We start from the raw sequence: 23,266 nt of genomic DNA, 5'->3' as shown, positions 1-23,266 counted from the left end.
CGCTGTTACTCCACAATATACCGGCCGCGTTCTGCGACGGCTGTTTTCACTAGGTCAATGAAAGCATCAATTGACATAGTACCCAAATTTGTTCCTGAGCGAGTACGGACGTTTACCGTTCCTTCTTCCACTTCACGGTCCCCAAGTACCAGTAAGTATGGAATACGCTCTAATGTACGCTCACGAATCTTAAAGCCGATTTTCTCATTTCTCAAGTCAGAAATAGCACGAATACCGTTTTCTTTAAGTTTTGCGACGACCTGTTCACTTGCAGCAGCTTGTGAATCTGTAATATTCATGACACAAGCTTGCACTGGCGCTAACCATGGTGGCATAAAGCCTGCATAGTGCTCAATAAGTATACCAATAAATCGTTCAAAGCTGCCAAGAATTGCGCGGTGCAACATTACAGGCTGATCACGATCATTGTCTTCAGTGACATAAGATGCCTCTAAACGCTCAGGCAAGTTAAAGTCACACTGAATTGTACCACATTGCCACACACGACCTAAGCAGTCTTTCAGTGAGAATTCAATTTTCGGGCCGTAGAACGCACCTTCACCCGGTTGTAACTCCCATTCCAGACCTGCAGCATCCAAGGCATCAGCCAAAGATTTTTCTGCCATATCCCAAAGTGCATCATCTCCCACACGTTTTTCAGGACGTGTAGACAGTTTCATTTGCACCTCTTCAAAACCGAAATCTTTATAAACATCTAAAGTCAGTTTGATGAAGTCTGCAACTTCTGGCCCAATTTGTTCTTTGGTACAGAAAATGTGGGCATCGTCTTGAGTAAAGCCACGTACGCGCATAATGCCGTGCAGTGAACCTGATGGCTCGTTACGGTGACATGAACCAAATTCTGCCAGACGAATTGGCAAATCACGATATGACTTTAGCCCTTGGTTAAAGACTTGTACGTGACATGGGCAGTTCATTGGTTTTACTGCATAGTTACGGTTTTCAGAATGGGTGGTAAACATATTGTCTGCGTAGTTGGCAGCATGTCCTGATTTTTCCCATAGCGTGAAATCGACCACTTGCGGGGTACGAATTTCTAGGTAACCGTTGTCTTGTTGTACTTTACGCATGTATTGCTCAAGTACTTGGTAAATCGTCCAACCATTTGGATGCCAGAACACCATGCCTGGTGCTTCTTCTTGCATATGGAACAAGTCCAAAGCTTTACCAATTTTACGGTGGTCACGCTTTTCTGCTTCTTCAATACGTTTGATATACGCTGCGAGCTGTTTTTTGTCCGCCCAAGCCGTACCATAAATACGTTGTAACTGTTCGTTTTTCGCATCACCGCGCCAATAAGCGCCTGAAATTTTGGTGAGTTTGAACGACTTTAAGAATTTAGTGTTTGGAACGTGTGGACCACGACACATATCCAAATAGTCTTGATGATAGTACAAGCCCATTTGGGTTTCGTTTGGCATGTCTGCAATCAAACGTAATTTATATTCTTCGCCACGCGCTGTGAATTCTGCAATTACTTCATCACGCGGGGTCATTTTTTTCACAACATCATAATCTTGGTCGATGAGCTTTTTCATACGCTCTTCGATTGCTGCCAAATCATCTAACGTAAATGGACGAGGCATCCAGATGTCATAGTAGAAACCTTCTTCAATGACAGGGCCAATCACCATTTTCGCTTCAGGAAAAAGCTGTTTTACCGCATGCCCCACCAAGTGCGCACATGAGTGACGGATAATCTCTACGCCTTCTTCATCTTTAGGCGTAATAATTTGTAGGGTTGCGTCTTCGGTAATTAAATCGCAGGCATCGACCAAACGATCATTCACACGTCCAGCAACTGTATTTTTGGCAAGACCCGGACCGATGCTTTGAGCAACTTCCATCACAGATACGGCTTGATCAAACTGTTTTTGATCGCCATTTGGCAAAGTGATAATAGGCATAGATAAAAATCCTTAAGGAGTGATGCCCCGTACCATGGAGCATATCACCGCGAGATTATGATTAAGGGAGACCCTCAAAAGATAAAAACGGTGTATAAATAAAAAGCGCCTTAAATTTTACACGGCTTGCGTACAGGTTTAAACCTTTGTGTACTAAAAAAGCCAAAGAATCGGCATTTCAGCTGTTTTTATTCCCTAAAGGTTGCCCACGGCGTGAATTGTCCATGTTGATAGGCATACACCGCTTCAAACTGTGGCAACACCGCCTCACTCTGTTGCGGGCGTAAAAATACATAATCATCTATTTGGATGCGATGCTGTTTGGGTACTTGAATCAACTCTTGATTGCTACTGCGTCCGTATAAAGCATGTGGATGACTGCTCTCAGGATAAACATAATCTGCCATCCAATAGCCACCATAAACAAAAACGGCTTGATTGGATTGTGGCAAATAGGACTGCAAACGATCTAAGCCTGGCACTTGTACCGCAGCCAATACCTTTAAAACAGGTGTTGCAATCCACAAAGCCGATTGCAAATCTGACAAGATTTTTAAATCAAAATCACTGGGTTTAAGCAACATCGAACCAAAAGCCAGATCATTACATTCACTGTGCTGACAATGCTGCATAAATGTCAGGCTACCACCACCGTTAAAACACAAGTCATCCTGCCACAACTTTGGAAAATGATGCTGAATCAGTTGTTTATAATTTCTATATTGCTGCTGTGAGTGTTGATAGGCTTTGGCTTGTGCATGAAATACATTTGGTAATTTCACCACATGCGCATCGTACCCCATCAAACCTGACAGTTTTAAATGTTGTGGATGCTGCTGAATCAATTCCAGCATTTGCATAAATCCAGCATGATCTTGCGCCCCACCACGATGCAAACCGATATCAATTTCAAGATTAATATTCAAACAAAGCTGGCGTTGTTGTGCCAAATGTAAATACTGTTGTAAACGTGCAGGTTGATCAACCAACCATTGTAAATGCAATTGGATATTCTCAGCAGACGCCATCACCTGCTGATAAAAAGCATCTACCGCACGTATTGGCATTGGCTTGCCAAACAGTACATCTGCTTGTGGAAAGTGCTGCATCACTTCATACAAATGTGGCAGATGAAACAACATAAAACGCTGCGTATTCAGACTTTGGCTTGCGTGTTGCAATATCTCCAAACACGCTAGCGATTTCACCACCAGTCGTGGTTGCAACCGTGCAGGCAAATGGGCTGCAACATAATCCAAGTTATGCTGAAAACGTGCCATATCCACAATCAGTTGCGGTGTTCCTGTACCCTGTTGCTGCAAACTGTGGGTGAGTTGCTGAAAATAATCACTTTGCATGTCACGCTCCCTAATTGAATGCTCTTATTTTGCGATTGCTTGAGTTGTTTATTGAACATCACGCTGCACTCAAACTTGGAATCGTGAAAATTTGTCTTAAATATGGATTAATCCATTTTTGCTGTGGATCAAGCTGCTCACGAAGTTGCATAAAATCATCCCATTTTGGATATAACTCACGTAATTGATCCGCTTGCATACTGTGCAATTTGCCCCAATGTGGACGTCCCTGATATTTTTGTAAAATCGGTTCAACCCATTTAAAAATATGTTGGCAATCTTGTTTATAAAATTGGTGGATTGAAATAGACACCGAATCCCGTCCATAAAAAGGACTCAGCCAAATATCATCGCCTTTGACATAGCGAAACTCGATTGGGAAAAACATGGCGACACGCTGTTGTTTCAAAACCGCCAATAATTCTTCTAAACACGCCAAACCTTGCTCGGCAGGCAATTGGTATTCCATTTCGTTAAATTTGGTATTGCGTGGCGTTGGGAAAATTTGACTCGACCAATCGACATGAGTACTCGGTTTGATAAACACGCCCAACAAAGATTGTAAATACGGATTTAACTGTGGAAAAACACGGGTTATTTCCGAACAAAAATTTAATAAACGGTCTTCTGATAACCAATATTGCGGACGAGGATCCGTCAATCCTCGGCTCTCATCTAAGGTTTTTAAAATCACCTGATCACTGTGTAAAAATGCCCAAAACTCAATATGGCGATGTTGATGCTTCCAACGGTCTATATATTGATAAATATCACTCAAGGCACATAAACGTAGCTGCTCTTTGAGTTTATAGCGCGAACGGTTTTGTAAAGTGATTTTGGTCATCACCCCAAAACTGCCCAGCGCGACCCGACCTGCCTGAAAAATTTCAGCATTGTGTTCAGGTGAACATTGCAACACCTCACCCTCTGCTGTGAGCAGTTCAAAATCAGTCACCAAAGCCGATAGACAAGGTAAATCCACACCTGTGCCATGTGTTCCTGTTGCAACCACACCTGCCAAACTCTGATGATCAATATCGCCCTGATTTTGCAGCGCCTGATGAATCGGAGCTAGACATTCACCCAGTTTGTACAGCCGAGTCCCTGCATGTAAGGTGCATTGCTGCTTTTGTGCATTAAATTGATGCACCCCCTGAATATGATCTAAATTCACCATCACATCATCGGTTGTGGCTAAGGGGCTAAAGGAATGCCCTGCTCCGACCATTCTAATTTTGTCGTGCTTTCGCACAATTTTTTTCAGTTCATCTACATTTTTCGGCTGTAAAAAGTCTGGATAGGCTGTTTGCTTTCCAGACCAGTTACTCCAACGCTGTTTCATAATCCTTCCTTTTTCTGCGTGGCATTTATTTTTATTGCAGTTTGTTTTGCGTTACTTTTTAAAGTACCGCATTAAAAAAATAGAGACACATGGATGAGATAAATGACCTCTCTATCCATATTGATTTAGATTAACCTCCTGACTAGTACATGATTTAGAATATGTTTCACATGGAACAATGTATAAAAAAACTACAATTCATTTAGCGCATTAGCTTTCAAACTGTCACGATATGTTCTTTTTTCTAATTCATCCAAAGGTACAGCGGGCGGTAATAACGATGCTGTATCGCGTTGTGGAATAGGCAAATTCAATTGCTCTGCGAAATATTGAAATTTAGTTTGCAACGCTGCCAAAGTCCACTGTCCATATAAAGTGTGACCACCTTCATAGGCTTGTTGTTGATATTCCTCGAAGGTGGTCACATAGCCCATATAATCATTGCAATATGAAGCCAACCATACTTTTTGAGTCGATTCCAATTCTTGTTGTACGGTTACTTTGAGCCGCTTAGCTGCAACAGTAGTAATTTCCCCAGGACAGCACAGCAAGGTTAAGTCGCCAATTTTAATTAATTGTAATGGCACTACATTCGGTACCAACAAGCTATGATCAATTGCGCCTACACTGGCCTGCTTGTTCATTTCTGCAATCAGTTTGTCTAAAAATTTAGGATAATGATTCAGTGGCTTGCCAAAAATGGTTTTAGAACCACATTCCAGCACAATATCTTTGGGGCCTTGTGAGGCATATAGCTGTTGATAATAGGTATAATCTGCGGCTTGAGGATTACTCAACTTTTTCTTTTTCACTCGCTGCGCTAACCATTGCATACCTTTAAAAATCGGTTGTGCCACACCTGCACCATCTACAGGTGTTCCTGCAAAAAATGCTGCACCATGACAGGCTGCACTGGTTTTTGCATCTGTTTGCCCCATCGCAAATTCAACTGGAATTTCAATATTGCTTAAATCGACATAATGGCACACAGCATCTAAAGCTCCCATTAACGGCGTACCTCTATGTGCCAAAGCTTTCAGTGCCAATTCACTTTGATAGCGACCATTTTGCTGTGTATATTCGTATTCTTTTTCATCGCGCATTGCAGCACGTACCTGTGACTGCTCAGGGCCATGATAATGTGGAGAAACATCACCCGCTGCGGCTTGGGCAAAAATTGCCACAGGATTTTTGACCCCACGTTGTTGCAGTGCACGCTCGGTACAAAGTGCGGCATAACCTTTGTTATCACCATCATGAGCGCTTAAACGACTGCTTAAACAGGTAGCATGCACCCCAAATAAAGAAAAAACTGCCTGTAAATTACCTTCGCGATAAAAACCAAGCAATTGCATATCACGATCTAAGGCCAAATGTGCCTGTTCCAGCGTTCTACGAGATACATCAGGATTACGGTTATACGCTGTTAAAGAGCGATTCCATGCCACTGGCGTTTCTTCTGCAAAACGACCATTGCTCATATAAATATCGGTTTTTTCTGGGTCGCCAAAGCTTTGAGCACACTGCCCACAATCGCATCGACCACTGCATTTAAATGTTCAGGCACAAAACCAGGTGTGGGCATATTGTACAACGCTTCATGTGCACAACCGCCAGGTGCAGAATGAGTATGCGTTGCCATCAATACCAAACGCTGCGGCTGAAAACGCTCCCCCAGTTTACGCTGTAAACGCTGTATCGCTAAATGACGCATGGCATAGGTCACACACCCCATATCCAGACAGCAAAAAATTAATAAGTCATTGTCTAAGGTTCGAATACAAATACTGCGGGCAAATAAAGCTGTTCGTTGTTCATAGGCACGATGTTTCCAGTTGCCATAACCAAACATGGCAAGCCCTTTTGGCTGAATATGAATTTCCTGTTTATCCCAACCCACCAAATACATTGCAATCGTATTCCTTTTCATCTATACAATCAGTCATGACGCTGATCAACGCCATTAAACAAAATTGCATCACGGCAAATAAGGGTCAAAGCGACAATGGTATGGGGGGATAATCGGACTTATGTCAGCAACTTCAAACTACTTGCTGCAGCACGTGCCGCCTGCCTTATTGTCAGGTCTGATTCATTACGCCAAAGAACAACAGATCCCCTATCAACCATGGTTTCAGGGAATTTCTCAAGATCTTGATCAAATCGTCCAAGGCAATGGTTTTGTTTCATTTCAAGATATTTGCAAAGTGGTGACACGCGCCCTGCAAGACACTCAATGTGCACATTTAGGCTTAGAAATTGGACGTGACAAGGGGCTGATTTCCATGGGCATGCTCGGTTTTGCCATGGTGTCCAGTCAAAATGTTGTAGAAGCCTTACAGACAGGACTGCAGTACCATCCCATTTCAGGCAGTGTGATGGATTTGGAGTACGATTTTTCCTCGACCTCTCCTACACTGGTGATGAAAGAGCGTTATCCCACGGGGAACTTACTGCGCTTTTTTTGCGATGAAGTCCTCTCCAGTATTGTTAGCTGCTTAGACGTCATGCTTGGCAATCATCAAGATTTGGTCGAAGTGCATTTTAGTTTTGCCCAACCCGACTATTTAGAGGCTTATCAGGTGCATTATCAATGTCCTCTGCACTTTTCATCATACATGAATGCTTTGGTGTTCCGACCAGAGATTTTAGGACGCCAAATTAAAACCTCTAGTGCCGCCAATTACAGCACCGCCCTGCGTGTCTGCCAACAAGCGTATCAGGATATGCAGGCGATTAATCAACAGCAATATGCACACGTGTTGAGTTATCTAATCGAACAGCATTTACCTCAGCACTTTGATATGCACCAAGCGGCACAACATTTTCAAATGAGCGAAAGACATTTACGCAGACAATTACTTGCCGAAGGCTGCAACTTCCAAAACCTGCGCCAACACGTTTTGGAAAATAAAGCCAAACAACTGCTACAACAGCCTTTGAGCATGACTGAAATTAGCCAACAACTTGGCTTTAGTGAATTACGCGAATTTCGACGTGCATTTAAGCGTTGGACAGGTCTCAGCCCATCACTCTATAAAAGCCAAATGACAGAATAAGTTAATATTTTCCAATAAGCTACTATTTTTATTGAATAAAAAATAGCTGCTAAATTTTACTTAAACTATTTTTTAAATGTACTTACAAGCGATTCAAAACAAAAACAACAGATTTTAGACTAAAGCATAACTGCAAAGCTGCCATAAAATCCCTATCTTTTTAAGTTGGATAAAATAACGACACATATTATGGAGAATAACAATGGTCAGCGCATACGATGAATTACCGCGTACCCCTGCGAACTTTGTCGCCTTGTCCCCGTTACGTTACTTAGAACGGGCAGCTTATATTTACCCGCACCAAAACGCGATTATTCACGGTTCACGTCAAATTACCTGGCGCGAAACTTATTTGCGCTGCTGCCAATTTGCACATCAACTTCAAAATTTAGGCATCAGCAAAAATGACACTGTTTCGGTGCTGCTTCCGAATGTTCCTGCCATGCTAGAAGCACACTTTGCTGTGCCAATGGCGGGTGCAGTGCTGAACACACTAAACACTCGTTTAGATGCCAAAACACTGGCGTTTATGCTCGATCATGCAGAATCCAAAGTGCTTTTGGTTGACCCAGAATTTGCGGCTTTGGCACAAGAAGCCTTAGCGATGGTCAATCATGAAATTTACGTGATTGATGTCAACGATGCAGAATATGAGCATGCTGCCAATGCCCTTAGCATCGGACAGATTGAATACGAAACTTGGCTGGCTGCAGGTGACCCAAATTTTGAATGGCATTTGCCACAAGATGAATGGGATGCAATTAGCCTGAACTATACGTCTGGCACGACAGGCAACCCGAAAGGCGTGGTCTATCATCATCGCGGTGCCTACATTAATGCAGCCAGTAATATTATTGCCTGCGGGATGACCCCACGTGCAACCTACCTATGGACACTGCCCCTATTCCACTGTAATGGCTGGTGCTTTGCATGGACGATGGCAGCCAACGGTGGCACCAATATCTGCTTACGTAAAGTCGACCCTGAACTGATTTTTAAATTAATCGCAGAGCACAAAGTCGATTATTTCTGCGGTGCGCCAATTGTCTTGTCAATGCTCATCAACACCCCAGAACAGAAAAAGACACAGTTTAATCACCGTGTCGAAGTGATGGTTGCGGGTGCTGCGCCGCCAGCAGCAATTATTGAGGGCATGCGCAATATTGGCATTAATGTGACTCACGTTTATGGCTTAACTGAAACCTATGGCCCATCTGCGTTGTGTGCTTCTCAAGCAGGATGGAGCGACCTATCCATTCAGGAACAGGCACAGTTACATTCGCGCCAAGGCGTGCCTTATCCGTTGCAAGATGGCATGAAGGTTTTAGACCCTGAAACCATGCAACCCGTACCAAAAGACGGCAAAACCATGGGCGAAATTATGTTCCGTGGCAATATCGTGATGAAAGGCTATTTGAAAAACCCAGAAGCTACCGCAGAAGCATTTGCAGGCGGCTGGTTCCATACGGGCGATTTAGCTGTCTGCCAACCTGATGGCTACGCCAAAATTACTGACCGTTCTAAAGATGTGATTATTTCAGGTGGTGAAAATATTTCTTCACTCGAGGTGGAAGAAGTGTTGTATCAGCATCCTGCAGTTTTGACCGCCGCAGTGGTGGCAAAACCAGATCCACGTTGGCAAGAAGTCCCGTGTGCCTTTATTGAACTAAAAGAAGGTAAACAGGTCAGCCCTGAAGAAATCATTGCCTATTGCAGTCAACATTTGGCGCGTTTTAAAGTGCCAAAGGAGGTGGTGATTACTGAAATTCCCAAAACGTCGACAGGTAAATTACAAAAATTTGTACTGCGTGAATGGGCCAAAGAGCGTTCAGTCGGTGAGTTCGGCTAAAATTTGAAAATCTCTATATTAAGACCAAATAAAAACGACTCGTCATGAGTCGTTTTTTTGTGCAATCATCAGCTCACGCTATCTATCTTCTTAGATAAGGTACGCTAATCTAGCTTTCTGACAATAAAGCCACTTGCTGCACATAGTTAAACAACTTGAGCTTAGATGCTTCAAGTTCTTCCGCAGACACTTCCTGTTTCATATCACGGTGGATACGCAACACATGCTGACGCAGCGTATGACGCTCAGCTGCTTTATAGGTTTTACTAAAATCATTAATCACAGGGTCGCCGTCTTTAATAATTCGCTCTACCCAACGCTGTAACTGTGCGGTTTTTTTCGCACCTTGCTGCGGCGTCAAATAAGACAAAATTACGCTTTCATCTTCATTACGCAACAATTTACCAATACGCTGACACTGACGACGACGTGCTTCATGTGAAGTAATACTTTGCAATTCCAGTAAAGCATCAATTAAACGCTCTTCTACTGGAAGTTTTTGAATTTGTTTAGTACTTAACTGCGCCAATTGTTCGCCAAGCGCGGCCATACGTTGTACGGCTTTTTTCTGTTCGGTTTTACTTGCACGCCCTTCTAAAGATTCAAAGTCATCTTCGGTAAAACGTTGCGGTCGACGTGCCACGATTAATCTGCCTCGTAAAATTTTGCTGCAAACAGTGCTTGAATATCAGATAAAGCTTTTTCTTCATCTGCACCATCAATCACCAAGCGTAAAGTAGTTCCCTTGCCTGCACCTAACATGAGCAAGGACATAATATTTTTGGCATCAACCAATTTGTCGCCTTTACCAATTTGGATTGACGAACGGAATTTGGTGGTCACTTCAATCAGTTTCCCAGATGCCCGTGCATGTAAACCTAGTTTATTAATTACGTCAACAGTTGTGTCAATCATGACCAGTGCTTCATTTCTCGGTGTAAGACTTGAATAGACCATTTTGCCTCAAGTGCTTTTTTTAGTCTATCAACGATATAGACAGAACGGTGTTGCCCACCCGTACAGCCAATTGAAATGGTAATGTAGTGTCGATGCCCTTCGGCAAAGGCTGGCAACCATTTTTCTAAAAACTGCTGAATGTCGTGAAACATTTCATGGGTTTGTGAACTTTGTTGCAAAAATTCCTGCACAGGGGCATCTAAGCCTGAATATTTCCTGAGCTCCAAATCCCAATGTGGATTAGGCAAATGGCGCACATCAAACACATAATCGGCATCTAAAGGAATTCCGTGCTTATAGCCAAAGGATTGTAAAATTACAATCAATTTGTCAGTTTGTCCAAGCTTAGACAACAATACGTGTTTTAGATCATGCACACTTTTGTCAGTGGTATCAATATGAACCGTAGAGCGGAACTGAATCGGCATCAACAAGTTTTTTTCTTCTTGAATACATTCATTCAAGCTTTTAAAACGACTAGAGAGTGGATGCGGACGGCGTGATGCGCTAAAACGGGCAATCAATTCCTGATCTTGCGTGGTCAGATAAATAATATCGACTGAACCATGCTTTTGCAGTTGCTCAAATACCAAATCAAACTCTTGCAAGTCGGCACGGGTGCTGCGTACATCTACCCCCAATGCCAACTGCTCCAAGTTATTTTCCTGATCCAGTTTATCCACAATTTCGGGGAGCAATGCCAAAGGTAAATTATCAATACAGTAATAACCCAAATCTTCCAACACTTGTAATGCCGAAGATTTTCCTGAACCCGATTGACCTGTCACGATCAAAATACGTTTCATGGCATGCAACCCTTCTATTGCCAGCTATGCAGAATGTTTGACCTGCAAATTATCAATTAAACGTGTATTGCCCAATTTTGCTGCAACGAACAACACCAGATCTTCACTAAATGCTTCAATTTTCTGCAATTCTGTTGTACGCGCCTCTACATAGTCCACAACAAAGCCTGCTGCTGTCAATGTTGCTTTAATATTCGCTAACACTTGTGACAAAGTTTCACCTTGCTGTAATGCTTGTGCAGCAGCCTTTAAACTTTGATAGATTGTCGGTGCAATTTGACGCTGTTCAGCGCTCAAATACCCATTGCGTGAACTAAGTGCCAAACCATCTGCTGCACGTACAATTGGCACACCAATCACTTCTAGCGGAATATTCAAGTCACGTACAAACTGACGAATGACTGCCAGTTGTTGATAGTCTTTTTCACCAAAGAAAGCATAGTTTGGCTGTACCATATTGAATAACTTGGTCACGACCACCGCAACACCATCAAAGTGTCCAAGACGCTGCAAGCCACACAAGTCTGCCGTAATCTCACTCACTGAAATATTGGTCAAACGTGGTTTGTTACCATACATTTGCTCAACTGAAGGCGCAAAAATAATGTCGCAACCGACCTCTGCCAACAATTGGCTGTCTTGGTCTAAAGTTCGCGGATAACTGTCAAAGTCTTCATTAGGGCCAAATTGAATTGGATTGACAAAAATACTGACCACCACCACATCACATATTTTTTTCGCTTCGCGCACCAAGGTCAAATGCCCTTCGTGCAAATTGCCCATGGTCGGAACAAAACCAATGGTTTTACGCGCAGCGCGTGCAGGCTGTAATGAAGCCGCTAAGCCTTGAATTGTGGTTTCAGTTTTCATATTACAACTCGACTTGGAAAGTTTGTTCACGTGCTGGGAAAGAACCATCTTGAACTGCAGCATGATAGGCTTTAAACGCATCCAAAATGGCAGTTTCACCCGCTTGTTCTTTCATGAAATTACGCACGAATTTTGCGACACGACCAAAAGTCAGCCCCAGCATGTCTTGTACCACTAGTACCTGACCGTCAGTGTCTGCACCTGCACCAATCCCAATCACTGGAATTTCAGGGAACAAGGCAGAAATTTCTTGACCTAGCTGTGCTGGCACACATTCTAGTAACAGAATCGCCGCGCCTGCTTCTACCACAGCTTTACAGTCAGCAATCAGTTTATCTGCAGCTTCGCGGGTACGTGCCTGTAATTTATAACCGCCAAATACATGCACCGATTGTGGCGTTAAACCTAAATGTACACAGACAGGAATACCATTACGGGTCAGTGTTGCAACGGTTTCGCTGAGCCATGCACCACCTTCCATTTTGACCATTTGTGCACCCGCTTGCATCACCTCTTTCGAGCTTTGCAATGCATCATTTAAGGTGGCATAACTCATAAATGGCAAGTCAGTCAAAATAAAAGCATGTTGATTACCACGACGCACCGCCGCAGTATGATAAGCCATATCCGCCACGCTGACAGGCAAGGTTGAGTCACGCCCCTGAATGGACATCCCCAAAGAATCGCCAATTAAAATCGTATCAATTTCAGCAATTTCCATTGCTTTCGCCATGCTTGCATCATAGCAAGTCAGGCAGGAGAATTTTCGACCTTCCGCTTTAAATTTTCTTAGGTCACTTAAACTAATCATGAAAATATTCCTCTATGGAAAAAGCATCACGCATGCTTAATTTAAAACTTTATAGCCCTGCCCAATTGCTGGCATCTACAACAGTTAAGCTCGGATGTTCAAGCAATGGCGAGTGTTTTAATAATTGTCCCTTAACGCTTAAGTTAGCATCCAAATCTAACAACGGGATGACGACAAAATCACGTTCTAACACCCCCACATGCGGTACAGTCAGACGTTCATTTTGAATGTTGGCATCAGCATAAATCAACAAGTCTAAATCTAGCGTACGCTCACCCCAATGACGTAAACGCACCCGACCCGACTCTTGTTCAAAACGCTGTAATTCATCTAACAATGCCAAGGCTTCAAGTTCGGTATCTAAACGTACCACAGCATTCAAATAATTAGGCTGATCTTGTGGCCCCATTGGTGGGCTTTGATACAGTTTAGAAGTCTGCACTTGCCCCAAAGTTGCCAGTTTTTGCACCGCTTCAGTCAAAATTTGACGCGAATCGCCCAAATTACTGCCTAAACCAATATAGGTGATGTTGCTCATTGTGTTGGCCCAAAAATCACTTGGCTTAAATCACGTTGCACACGTTTACGTTTTAAAATCGGATGATCTGCACCAATACCTGAACCGTTTGCTGTAGCAGTCAATTGCGCCCGATTTTCTTCATACTGTTTGGCTTTACGCGCACGTCGACTACGAGGCTCAGGCTCATTCACCAAGGGTTCAATCTGCATATCGGCAGCATGTGTTGCTGGTGCCACATCAACAGGTTCTTGCGCTGTTTTACGGCGGCTCTTGGCACGTAATCGGTTATATTGGGCAATCGCACGTTCTTTTTCATCGGTGCTCATAAGCTGGTAGGCATCCCACCACTGACCCATTCCTAAAGTCGAGCTATCGCCTGCTTTTTCACGCAGTAATAAAAAGTCAAAACCTGCACGGAAACGCGCATGCCCAGACAATGCTTCAATTTGCTGTGGTTTCGGTTGCAATAAACGGGTTTGCATTTCCCAAACTTCACGAATAAAAGTTTCAGCAAAACGAGGAATAATGGTACGTGTCGCCTGACGTTTCAGTACATCTAAACCTGCTTGGGCTCGCGCTTCGGCTGCCACCACACCTTTAGAAAGATAAAAGTCACAACGCTCTAAAAACGGTTGCCACAACAGCACCGCATAGAAAAATGCAGGGTTGATGGTTTTACCAATCGCAATCCGTTGATCGGTATTTTTTGCTGCACGTTCAATAAATGAGTTGATGTCTGGCTTGATGTCGGCAAATAACTGACGCCAAATACCAAACTCAATCAACATCGGCAGGACTTTATTTAAATGTCCCATCGTAAAGAGTTTTTGCGACTCATCATATAAACGGTGTGGCGATACATCACGCAATAACTGCGTCATTTCAGGCGTAAAAATTTTAAGAATTTTTGGATCAATATTGAAATTTAATTTGGCAGCAAAACGCAAAGTACGCAGCATACGCACTGGGTCTTCTTCAAAACGTAAAGTTGGATCGCCCAATAAACGCAAGTTTCTGTGCTTTATATCATCTACGGCATTGCAAAAATCTAACACGATGCCTTTGCGTGGCTGGTAATACAACGCATTGATTGAAAAGTCACGACGGGCAAAATCTTGCTCGATTGTGCCCCAGTTATTATCGCGCAGAATCATCCCCGCCGCAGAAGTCACAGCTTTTTTCGGTGGCGCACGGAAAGTGGCCACTTCAATTAGTTCACGCCCTGCATAGACATGCGCCAGCTCAAAACGTCGTCCAATAATTCGGCAACGTCGTCCGAAAACTTCTTTCACTTGTGAGGGTGTGGCATTGGTTACGGCATCAAAATCCTTCGGATTTAGCCCTAACATTAAGTCACGAACTCCACCACCGACGATATAAGCTTCATAGCCTGCTTTGGTTAAAGCATCTAGAACATCTAAAATGGAAGAAGGTAATTGAGCGGTAGATAAACCACATTTTGACGCGCGCAAAGTTTGCAAAAGACGCTGTCTCCTACGTCTGAACGTAAAACAGATAAGATGTCGCTAATCATATCTCTAACACAATCAAAGGGCAATTTGATTCACATGCTAATTTTGCAATGTGCAGTGCTAAAATTCTGCTTGCAGCTACAATGCCAACTTGTGTTTATTCTTGGCAAATAAGGCAGACCCAATCCCTTTGACTTGCTGAAGTTCTTCAATACTTTGGAATTTTCCATTTTGTTTTCGGTATTCCACAATCGCTTGTGCTTTTTTCATGCCCACCCCAGACAATTGCTGCAATTGTTCTAGTGAAGCGCTATTTAAACGCACTTGATTTGTATGCGCACTTTGCTGAGTAGGACGTGCTAAATAATGTTCTGCGCTTGATGATGTGGTTTGAGCCGCACTTAAACGCTGATCTTGCGCGGCTTGCTGCGCTTTCCATTTTAAATAGTTTTGATCATAGCTGTGCCCACCCACCTGCGCAGGCTTAGATTGCACATTTTGTGCTGTAGTCCATACACTGATACTGCATAACAGCAATGCAAGCCAGTACTGCCATCCGAAAGAAAAAAAGCGAAAAGAAACTTTTAATTGCTGCGATATATTCATGTTGCCGCAAAACCTGTCATTTTAATTGTTGTTTTGCCTGCTCCCAAAGTTGATCCATTTCTTCTAAAGTCATATCTTCTATTGTTTTTTGTTGTAATTCGGCCTGATCTTCAATGTAAGCAAAGCGTGTTCTAAATTTATGAATTGTGCCCAATAATGCCAACTCACTGGACACGCCAAGTTTACGCCCAACATTGATTAAAGAAAACAAACAATCCCCTAACTCATCCTGTATTTCATCGGATTGTTGCTGTTGAATCGCCTGTTGTAATTCTTGCAATTCTTCTTCTAACTTGCCATACGCATCTTGCACGGTATGAAAGTCAAAGCCCAATTGTGCCGCATGCTGCTGAATTTGCTGTGCCTGCACCAAAGCGGGTGCATGTTTCACCTCATCTAAACGTGACTTTGCTTTACCCTGTTTTTCTTGTTGTTTGATGGTTTTCCATAAGGCAGCGACATCTTCTGCGCTAAGCTGCGCAAACTGTTCTGCCTGAAACACATGTGGATGCCGACGAATTAATTTATCGCAAATGGCTTGTACCACATCTTGAAAATCAAATGCACCTTGCTCGCTATACATTTGTGCCTGAAACACCACTTGCAACAACAAATCACCCAGCTCATCACGTACATCATCTACCTTGCCTGAACGCACTGCCGCTTCAACTTCATAAGCTTCTTCAATCGCGTATTTAGTCAAACTTTCTGGGGTTTGTTTTTGATCCCACGGGCATTGTTGACGTAACTGTTGCATGATTGAAAGCAATTGCTGCATGGGTTGTTCCTTATTTCAATTTATTGCACGAATGCACCATTTTTTTGTTATGCTCAGATGGCAAGGACGATATGCACAACAAAAATAACATCAGGGAGCAAGTTCAAATGCACAGTATCTTGATTAGTGGCGCTGCACAAGGCATTGGTGCCGCAATCGCACAATTGTTTTATCAACAAGGTTACCGTGTCGGTATTTATGATATTCATCTCGCACAAGCACAGCAATTAGCAGAACAATTGGGTGAGCGTGCACATGCAGGTTTGCTTGATGTAGCAGACTATGCCAGTTGGCAAGCTGCGTTATCCGATTTTTGCCAATGGGCAGGTGAATTTAATATTTTGGTGAATAATGCAGGAATTCTCTACTCAGGCGCATTTGAAGACACACCCATAGAAGCGCATCATCGGACTATGGCAGTGAATGTGAATGGTGTATTAAACGGTTGTCATGCGGCTTTGCCTTATTTAAAACAAGCAAGTTTTGCACGGGTGATTAACCTGTCTTCGGCATCTGCGATTTATGGACAAGCCGATTTAATTTCTTATTCTGCTTCCAAATTTGCAGTACGTGGCATTACGGAAGGTTTAGATATAGAGTGGCAAAAATACGGCATTCGGGTCTTAGATGTCATGCCGCTATTTGTACAAACTGCAATGGTGAAAGATATGGATGCAGCCACCATTCAAAACATGGGCGTGCATTTATCGACAGAAGATGTCGCCCAGGTGGTGTATCAACAAGCGACGGTTAAAGATTCGATCCTGACCAATACGCATCGTGCGGTCGGTTTAAAAGCCAAAACCCTAATGCAGCTTTCGAGTATTAGCCCACAATGGTTAAATCGTCTGTCAAATAGCTTGTTGGCGAAGCGTCATTAATTCTACATCTATCATATTTAAATTAAGTCGCTCAAAAAAAATCCCGAATTCACATTCGGGATTTTTTATCAAACTCATCAAAGTTTAAGCCTTAACCTCGTTTAAACTTCTTCTCAGCTTTCTTAAACTTCTGCACATAACGACGACGACGTGCCGCTGTGCGTTCATCCACTTGTGACTTACGCCCTTCAAATGGGTTTTCAGAAGTTTTAAATTCAATTTTTACAGGTGTGCCTTCTAGCTTATACACTTTACGGAACACGTTTTCTAAATAGCGACGGTAATCTGCAGGAGTTTTATCGACCTTATTACCATGAATCACGATGGTTGGCGGGTTCTGTCCACCCATGTGTGCATAACGCATTTTAATAGCACGACCTTGCACTTTAGGTGGATGGTGTGCATCTGTTGCATCATTCAAGATTTGAGTCAGTTTCGCAGGTGACACTTTTAAGTGTGATGATTCATAAGCACGATGAATAGAAGGATATAAATCGCCCACGCCTGTACCATGCAAGGCAGAAATCAGGTGGATTTTTGCCCATGGAATAAAGTCAAAACGACGCTCAACATCTAACTTACATTGTTTGCGATCATATTCGGACATATTGTCCCATTTGTTAATCGCAATCACCATGGCACGCCCTGCTTCAAGTGCGTAACCAATTAAGTGCAAATCTTGCTCGACAATACCATCACGTGCATCGACCACAATCACCACCACGTGTGCATCTTTCATGGCTTGCAAGGTTTTCACAATCGAGAATTTCTCGATCATTTCATCGACCTTACCTTTACGACGCACACCTGCAGTATCAATCAAGGTGTATTTACGTTCGTTGCGCTCAAACGGAATATAGACTGAGTCACGTGTCGTACCTGGCTGATCGTATGCCACTACACGTTCTTCACCCAATAAACGGTTAACCAGTGTCGATTTACCCACGTTTGGACGTCCAATAATGGCTAAACGCAAACCTGTGTCTTGATCATGTGCATCTGGGTTTTCATCTTCAGGAACATCTGCCAAAACGTCTTCCAGCATTTGCTGAACGCCTCGACCATGGCTGGCAGCCACTTGCAATGGCTCGCCCATACCCAGTTTAAAGAACTCAACCAAAGCGGCTTCGGCATGTACGCCATCTACTTTGTTCGCCACCAAGAATACTTTTTTGCCCAAAGTACGCAATTCACGCGCAATTTGCTCATCCGATGCCAACAAGCCTGCACGTGCATCGACCACAAAAATGATCATATCGGCTTCATGGATGGCTGTTTTAGATTGTTCAGCCATGTAAGAGTCGATGCCACCTTCACTTTCGCCAATACCGCCAGTATCGACCACAATGAAAGATTTATTTTGATAGGTTGCATCACCATATTTGCGGTCACGTGTCAGACCTGCAAAGTCAGCAACAAGTGCATCACGGCTCTTGGTAATCTGGTTAAACAGCGTTGATTTTCCGACGTTCGGACGACCAATGAGCGCAATTACGGGTTTCATAGATTAACCTTTATTCAAGATCAGTCAGTTTCAATGGTCTGTACATCCGAAACTGTGGAAGAAAGAACAGAGTATGGATGTTGGGTTCAGCGTTGCGACCACGCAAACGACAGAGAGAACATCGACCACTCTATTAAATAAAAACACGGGGCATTGATGATTCAATTACCCCGCGTAAAAATACGGACAACTATTTTAGCATAAAAGTCAGAACAAAATTAGCGGTTCTGCCAAACGCTTAATGCGCCCTTTTGCGTTGCGACATAGAGTTGATTGTCAATTACACGCAATGAACGGACTTCGCCATTGGTTTTTGAACGTCCAACCAGTTGCCCTGAGCTTGGATCAATGAGGTGTAAAACACCATCTAAATCACCGACCACTAAATATTGTCCAAACAACACAGGATTAGATAAACGACGGTTGAGCAAACTGTCATTTTCCCAAAGTGCTTGTCCTGATGTGATTTCGTAAGCTGCAATTTTACCATCTGCAGTGCTGACAAATACACCATTCCCCGCAACTTCTGGACGTTTGGTACTGCTTGCATCTTCACTCCAAATCACTTGTTGTGAAGCCAAGTCCAATACGGTGACCTGACCTTGGTAGCTTGTGGTCACCAAGAATTGACCAGCAACCACTGGGTCGCCATCAATGTCATTTAAGCGTTGAATGTCTGAACGGCCTTCACTAATGGCAACGCGGCGCTGCATACGTGGTACGCCTGTAACAATATCCAGTGCATAGACATAGGCATTTGCAGAAGCAATCAGTACAGTACGTGAATCGAGCGCCACAGGTGCAGCCATACCACGCAAACTAAATTGCACGTTTGGCAAGTTGTAAGTCCACACCAACTGACCTGTTTCGGCATTGTGTGCATATACCGTGCCGTCATTACTTACAGTCACCACACGACCCGCCTGAATTAACGATGGCGCAAGAATTGCACCTGTTAACTGTGCAACCCACTTTTGCTCACCTGTTTGCTGATCTAAAGCAAACAATTGTCCTTTACTGTTTCCTGCAACCACAATGCCATCAGCAGCATTGACACCTGCAGTTAAGCCTTGCTTAGACACTTGTTTTTGCCAAAGACGTTGCTTGCCTTGATAGGCTGCCATCTCACCTTTAGGATCAACAGTATAAATTACCCCGTTTTCGGCATCTAATTGCAGGCGTAGTGGATCGGCTGATGTAGTCGATGCAACGCTTTGTGAAAATACAGGAACTAGACTTTGTGCTTGCTCAAGTTTTGGCAGTGGATTTGGCTTAACTTCTGCAACTTTAATTTTATTGGTAGAACACCCCACTAAAGCGAGGGTTAAAACGGTCAGTGCAAACGGTATTTTATACTTTCTATTCATTAGCTCTCATCCACTTGTGTTTCTAATACTGGGCGTTCAATTTCAGGATCATCCACCAAAACACCAACACTTTCGAGTTTTATTTGTAAAATTTGACGTTCTTGTTTACGTTCCACCAAAGTATCCCATGCACTTTGATACGCTTTTTGGGCATTTTCACGGTCATTTTTCGCGACATAAACATCGCCACGCGCTTCATCTGCAGTCGCTTTAAATGCAGGATCAGTCACCGCGGCCAAACTTTGAATAGCTTCATCGTATTTCTTTTGCGCCAACTGTGCATAAGCCAAACGCAACTTAACCAATTGCACTAAGCCTTGGTCTTTTACTTTAGAGTTTTCAACTTTCTTTAAGGCTTTTTCTGCGGCAGCAAAATCTTGCTGATCGTAAGCGAGTTTAGCCATTAAGAATTGAGTTTGAATAGCTTGCGCAGAATCAGGGGCTTCTTTCACAATTTTATCGGCAGTTGCAGACAATTGACTGAAGGCATCTGGATTGCCTTCTGCTGTACGTGCATCATCCATCAGTTGTTGCACTTTAGCAGTATTCATTTGCTGCTCTGCCAAGGTTTTTTTCTGCCAATATTGCCATCCGAAAAAGGCAATCAACGCAATTAAAATCCCGCTAATCATGGCTGAACCATATTTTTTCGCAAACGATTTTAAACTATCAAGTTGTTCGTCATCACTCAATGCGCTCATTGGATTACCCTTTTCCTTATGTTATTTGGCTTATTGTGAAGAAAATTTTTCAATGATGAAAGGCACAATTTTGGTCACTGCAACAGTCGTTTGCTCAGCAGTTGCCAAGGTTTTCACTGCCAATTGCTGTGCTTCCGCTTCGCGCTCACCAAAAATCAAGGCATAGATTGCACCTGATTGATCGGCTTTTTTCATTTGGCTTTTCATTGAGCCTTGTGAACCAACTTTTAAGCGAATCTGGCTGCCCGCTTGTTCGAATTGGTCACGAATTTGCTCAGCTAAAACCAACGCCTTGCCTTGAGTTGTTGGATCTGCCAACAAGAATACTTCACAATCACGTACAGGCGTATTGTCTTCGACTTGCTCAAGCAACAACAATAAACGCTCAATGCCCATGGCGAAGCCCACAGCAGGTACGGACTGATCTGCCTTACCCTTCAACTGCCCAACCAAACCATCATAGCGCCCGCCTGCACAAACTGTGCCTTGCGAACCTAAATGCGTGGTTGTCCATTCAAAAACGGTTTTATTGTAATAATCTAAACCGCGTACCAGTTTTTGATTAATCACAAACTCAATGCCTGCATCGGTTAAATACTGCTGTAATTGAGCAAAGTGATTCAGCGTATCTTCACCCATAAAATCATGCAATTTTGGAGCATTTTCTAGGATGCTTTGCGTTTTAGCATCTTTCGAGTCCAAAATACGCAGTGGGTTAGTACTTAAACGACGCTGTGAATCTTCATCTAAATCGGCTTTGTGCGCTTCCAAAAACTCAACCAAAGCGGCACGATACGCTGCGCGCTCATCCGACTCACCCAGCGTATTCAACTCTAAGCGAACTTTATCGGCAACGCCCATACGTTTCCATAAACGCGCAGTCATTAAAATAAGTTCGGCATCCATATCTGGTGTTGCAACGCCAAAAGTTTCTACACCAAATTGGTGGAATTGACGATAACGACCTTTTTGCGGTTTTTCATAACGAAACATTGGGCCGATATACCACACGCGCGGTGTCGCACCACGTAGCAAATTGTGCTCTAACATGGCACGTACACAACCCGCAGTTCCTTCAGGACGCAAAGTCAAAGACTCAGGCGGATTACCCTTGTCTAAGAATGTGTACATTTCTTTTTCAACAATATCGGTCGCATCACCAATTGAACGCTTAAACAAATTGGTTTGCTCAACCATTGGCAAACGAATTTGTTGATAACCATAAGCATCCATTAAAGATGCTAAATGTTGCTCTAGACGTCTCCACGCAGGTGTTTGCGTTGGAAGAATGTCATTAAAACCTTTAATTGCAACAATTGAACTCATGACTTACTCAGAAAAATTTGTACGAATAATCTCTTTAGATTTAGCTTGTTCAAGCTCTGTAACACGCTGACGAACCATGCTTTCGATTTCATCAACGAGTTGATTGGTATCAATTAAATGGCTCTTTTCACCATTACGATAAACCAATGAACGCGGACTTGCGCCCACCACACCAATATCAGCTTCTTTAGCTTCGCCCGGGCCATTCACTTTACAACCAATGACCGATACATCCATTGGAGTACGAATATCTTCTAAACGCTCCTCCAATGCCTGCATTACAGAAATGACGTTAAATTCCTGACGTGAACAGCTTGGGCAGGCAATAAAGTTAATCCCGTTAGAGCGTAAACCTAAAGATTTTAGAATATCAAAACCGATTTTGACTTCATCTTCAGGTTCTGCCGCAAGCGAAATACGCATAGTATCGCCAATACCTTCCATGAGCAGACCGCCCAAGGCAATTGCAGATTTTACGGTGCCTGTACGGTAAATACCTGCTTCAGTTACGCCTAAATGTAATGGATTATCAATTTGTTGTGATAACAAACGATAAGCATCCATGGTTAAAAACACATTCGATGCTTTGACTGAAACTTTAAATTCCTGAAAATCTAAACGGTCTAAAATATCAATATGACGCATAGCAGATTCCAGCAATGCTGCACCTGTCGGCTCGCCATATTTTTTCTGAATATCTTTTTCCAGCGATCCTGCATTCACACCAATTCGCATAGAAATATCATGATGTTTGGCAGCAGCCACCACTTCACGAATCTTGGCTTCCGAACCAATATTACCCGGGTTAATCCGCAAACAGTCTGCACCCGCATCGGCAACTGCCAATGCAATTTTATAGTCAAAGTGAATGTCTGCCACCAACGGCACAGATACTTGCTTACGAATTTCGCCAAATGCAGCTGCGGCTTCCATGGTTGGTACAGAAACACGCATGATGTCTACGCCCGCATCTACACAACGCTGAATTTGCGCCACAGTTGCAGCAACATCACAGGTTTCCGTATTGGTCATACTTTGGATGCTGATGGGCGCATCACCACCCACATAGACAGAACCCACACGAATTTTACGGGTCGGACGGCGTTGAATTGGATTCACAATCATGATATC

At 43.2% G+C, this 23,266-nt stretch carries 20 protein-coding genes and 1 pseudogene; 3 read left to right on the top strand and 18 right to left on the bottom strand.

The features are described from left to right. Positions 1–5: 5 nt before the first annotated feature. The 4 genes and pseudogenes from thrS to FTT74_RS05650 form a co-directional block, all read right to left on the bottom strand. Complete coding sequence (gene thrS, locus FTT74_RS05665) at positions 6–1,928, bottom strand: threonine--tRNA ligase (RefSeq protein WP_004975142.1); 1,923 nt, start codon at positions 1,926–1,928, stop codon at positions 6–8. 188 nt (positions 1,929–2,116) lie between these two features. Beyond that, on the bottom strand, positions 2,117–3,286 hold the full coding sequence (locus tag FTT74_RS05660; RefSeq protein WP_178318757.1) for an alanine racemase: 1,170 nt from the start codon (positions 3,284–3,286) through the stop codon (positions 2,117–2,119). A gap of 58 nt (positions 3,287–3,344) precedes the next feature. Beyond that, positions 3,345–4,628 (bottom strand): D-arabinono-1,4-lactone oxidase, encoded by a 1,284-nt coding sequence (locus FTT74_RS05655; RefSeq protein WP_167846245.1) that lies wholly within the window; start codon positions 4,626–4,628, stop codon positions 3,345–3,347. A 191-nt stretch (positions 4,629–4,819) separates the two neighbouring features. Then, a pseudogene (locus FTT74_RS05650) lies at positions 4,820–6,537 on the bottom strand (neutral/alkaline non-lysosomal ceramidase N-terminal domain-containing protein). A 121-nt stretch (positions 6,538–6,658) separates the two neighbouring features. Between FTT74_RS05650 and FTT74_RS05645 the strand changes: the two are divergent. Together FTT74_RS05645 and FTT74_RS05640 are read left to right on the top strand one after the other, a co-directional pair. Then, positions 6,659–7,687, top strand: a complete 1,029-nt coding sequence (locus FTT74_RS05645) for an AraC family transcriptional regulator (RefSeq protein WP_004975134.1) — start codon at positions 6,659–6,661, stop codon at positions 7,685–7,687. Between the two features lie 202 nt (positions 7,688–7,889). Next, positions 7,890–9,536: an acyl-CoA synthetase gene (locus tag FTT74_RS05640; RefSeq protein WP_179988664.1), complete on the top strand. Its 1,647-nt coding sequence runs from the start codon at positions 7,890–7,892 to the stop codon at positions 9,534–9,536. 109 nt (positions 9,537–9,645) lie between these two features. Here FTT74_RS05640 and yjgA read toward each other — a convergent pair whose 3' ends face one another. The 9 genes from yjgA to mazG form a co-directional block, all read right to left on the bottom strand. Continuing rightward, the gene (yjgA, locus tag FTT74_RS05635; RefSeq protein ID WP_154320379.1) at positions 9,646–10,179 is read right to left on the bottom strand and encodes a ribosome biogenesis factor YjgA; all 534 of its coding nucleotides are present in this window, start codon (positions 10,177–10,179) and stop codon (positions 9,646–9,648) included. 2 nt (positions 10,180–10,181) lie between these two features. Continuing rightward, positions 10,182–10,451, bottom strand: a complete 270-nt coding sequence (locus tag FTT74_RS05630) for an HPr family phosphocarrier protein (RefSeq protein WP_026438354.1) — start codon at positions 10,449–10,451, stop codon at positions 10,182–10,184. Further along, positions 10,448–11,299: an RNase adapter RapZ gene (gene rapZ, locus FTT74_RS05625; protein WP_179988665.1), complete on the bottom strand. Its 852-nt coding sequence runs from the start codon at positions 11,297–11,299 to the stop codon at positions 10,448–10,450. The genes FTT74_RS05630 and rapZ overlap by 4 nt, the downstream gene beginning before the upstream one ends. Positions 11,300–11,323: 24 nt before the next feature. Beyond that, the gene (gene panC / locus FTT74_RS05620; protein WP_131260754.1) at positions 11,324–12,169 is read right to left on the bottom strand and encodes a pantoate--beta-alanine ligase; all 846 of its coding nucleotides are present in this window, start codon (positions 12,167–12,169) and stop codon (positions 11,324–11,326) included. Position 12,170: 1 nt separating this feature from the next. Continuing rightward, on the bottom strand, positions 12,171–12,980 hold the full coding sequence (panB, locus tag FTT74_RS05615) for a 3-methyl-2-oxobutanoate hydroxymethyltransferase (protein WP_004975120.1): 810 nt from the start codon (positions 12,978–12,980) through the stop codon (positions 12,171–12,173). Positions 12,981–13,029: 49 nt separating this feature from the next. After that, the gene (gene folK / locus FTT74_RS05610) at positions 13,030–13,518 is read right to left on the bottom strand and encodes a 2-amino-4-hydroxy-6-hydroxymethyldihydropteridine diphosphokinase (RefSeq protein WP_004975118.1); all 489 of its coding nucleotides are present in this window, start codon (positions 13,516–13,518) and stop codon (positions 13,030–13,032) included. Beyond that, positions 13,515–14,981 carry a polynucleotide adenylyltransferase PcnB gene (gene pcnB, locus FTT74_RS05605; protein WP_096901516.1) on the bottom strand — a complete coding sequence of 489 codons (1,467 nt, stop codon included), beginning with the start codon at positions 14,979–14,981 and terminating at the stop codon, positions 13,515–13,517. The genes folK and pcnB overlap by 4 nt, the downstream gene beginning before the upstream one ends. 129 nt (positions 14,982–15,110) lie before the next feature. After that, complete coding sequence (locus tag FTT74_RS05600; protein ID WP_096901517.1) at positions 15,111–15,578, bottom strand: ComEA family DNA-binding protein; 468 nt, start codon at positions 15,576–15,578, stop codon at positions 15,111–15,113. Positions 15,579–15,594: 16 nt separating this feature from the next. Next, complete coding sequence (mazG, locus tag FTT74_RS05595) at positions 15,595–16,356, bottom strand: nucleoside triphosphate pyrophosphohydrolase (protein WP_179988666.1); 762 nt, start codon at positions 16,354–16,356, stop codon at positions 15,595–15,597. Positions 16,357–16,463: 107 nt separating this feature from the next. Between mazG and FTT74_RS05590 the strand changes: the two genes are divergently transcribed. Then, positions 16,464–17,237, top strand: coding sequence for an SDR family oxidoreductase (locus FTT74_RS05590; protein ID WP_179988667.1), 774 nt, complete (start codon positions 16,464–16,466; stop codon positions 17,235–17,237). Positions 17,238–17,328: 91 nt separating this feature from the next. Here FTT74_RS05590 and der read toward each other — a convergent pair whose 3' ends face one another. From der to ispG, 5 genes are all read right to left on the bottom strand, one after another. Beyond that, entirely contained in the window at positions 17,329–18,741 is a 1,413-nt protein-coding gene (der, locus tag FTT74_RS05585) for a ribosome biogenesis GTPase Der (RefSeq protein WP_004975107.1), read from the bottom strand. Between the two features lie 218 nt (positions 18,742–18,959). Next, positions 18,960–20,108 carry an outer membrane protein assembly factor BamB gene (bamB, locus tag FTT74_RS05580; RefSeq protein WP_096901518.1) on the bottom strand — a complete coding sequence of 383 codons (1,149 nt, stop codon included), beginning with the start codon at positions 20,106–20,108 and terminating at the stop codon, positions 18,960–18,962. Then, entirely contained in the window at positions 20,108–20,809 is a 702-nt protein-coding gene (locus FTT74_RS05575) for a tetratricopeptide repeat protein (RefSeq protein WP_096901519.1), read from the bottom strand. Before FTT74_RS05575 ends, bamB begins: the two co-directional genes overlap by 1 nt. A gap of 30 nt (positions 20,810–20,839) precedes the next feature. After that, positions 20,840–22,135, bottom strand: a complete 1,296-nt coding sequence (hisS, locus tag FTT74_RS05570; protein WP_004975101.1) for a histidine--tRNA ligase — start codon at positions 22,133–22,135, stop codon at positions 20,840–20,842. A gap of 3 nt (positions 22,136–22,138) precedes the next feature. Next, positions 22,139–23,260: a flavodoxin-dependent (E)-4-hydroxy-3-methylbut-2-enyl-diphosphate synthase gene (ispG, locus tag FTT74_RS05565; protein WP_004975100.1), complete on the bottom strand. Its 1,122-nt coding sequence runs from the start codon at positions 23,258–23,260 to the stop codon at positions 22,139–22,141. Between the last annotated feature and the right edge of the window lie 6 nt (positions 23,261–23,266).

The organism is Acinetobacter sp. YH01007 (assembly GCF_013420425.1).
GTDB lineage: Bacteria > Pseudomonadota > Gammaproteobacteria > Pseudomonadales > Moraxellaceae > Acinetobacter > Acinetobacter towneri.
This window is presented reverse-complemented; position numbering and strand designations above follow the sequence as displayed.

Coding starts and splice junctions, on each gene's coding strand:
- FTT74_RS05640 (WP_179988664.1), top strand. CDS start 7,890: ATGGTCAGCGCATACGATGAATTACCGCGTACCCCTGCGAACTTTGTC.
- FTT74_RS05590 (WP_179988667.1), top strand. CDS start 16,464: ATGCACAGTATCTTGATTAGTGGCGCTGCACAAGGCATTGGTGCCGCA.
- FTT74_RS05600 (WP_096901517.1), bottom strand. CDS start 15,578: ATGAATATATCGCAGCAATTAAAAGTTTCTTTTCGCTTTTTTTCTTTC.
- FTT74_RS05630 (WP_026438354.1), bottom strand. CDS start 10,451: ATGATTGACACAACTGTTGACGTAATTAATAAACTAGGTTTACATGCA.
- mazG (WP_179988666.1), bottom strand. CDS start 16,356: ATGCAGCAATTGCTTTCAATCATGCAACAGTTACGTCAACAATGCCCG.
- bamB (WP_096901518.1), bottom strand. CDS start 20,108: ATGAATAGAAAGTATAAAATACCGTTTGCACTGACCGTTTTAACCCTC.
- ispG (WP_004975100.1), bottom strand. CDS start 23,260: ATGATTGTGAATCCAATTCAACGCCGTCCGACCCGTAAAATTCGTGTG.
- hisS (WP_004975101.1), bottom strand. CDS start 22,135: ATGAGTTCAATTGTTGCAATTAAAGGTTTTAATGACATTCTTCCAACG.
- FTT74_RS05660 (WP_178318757.1), bottom strand. CDS start 3,286: ATGCAAAGTGATTATTTTCAGCAACTCACCCACAGTTTGCAGCAACAG.
- panC (WP_131260754.1), bottom strand. CDS start 12,169: ATGAAAACTGAAACCACAATTCAAGGCTTAGCGGCTTCATTACAGCCT.
- rapZ (WP_179988665.1), bottom strand. CDS start 11,299: ATGAAACGTATTTTGATCGTGACAGGTCAATCGGGTTCAGGAAAATCT.
- panB (WP_004975120.1), bottom strand. CDS start 12,980: ATGATTAGTTTAAGTGACCTAAGAAAATTTAAAGCGGAAGGTCGAAAA.
- FTT74_RS05655 (WP_167846245.1), bottom strand. CDS start 4,628: ATGAAACAGCGTTGGAGTAACTGGTCTGGAAAGCAAACAGCCTATCCA.
- FTT74_RS05575 (WP_096901519.1), bottom strand. CDS start 20,809: ATGAGCGCATTGAGTGATGACGAACAACTTGATAGTTTAAAATCGTTT.
- folK (WP_004975118.1), bottom strand. CDS start 13,518: ATGAGCAACATCACCTATATTGGTTTAGGCAGTAATTTGGGCGATTCG.
- thrS (WP_004975142.1), bottom strand. CDS start 1,928: ATGCCTATTATCACTTTGCCAAATGGCGATCAAAAACAGTTTGATCAA.
- der (WP_004975107.1), bottom strand. CDS start 18,741: ATGAAACCCGTAATTGCGCTCATTGGTCGTCCGAACGTCGGAAAATCA.
- FTT74_RS05645 (WP_004975134.1), top strand. CDS start 6,659: ATGTCAGCAACTTCAAACTACTTGCTGCAGCACGTGCCGCCTGCCTTA.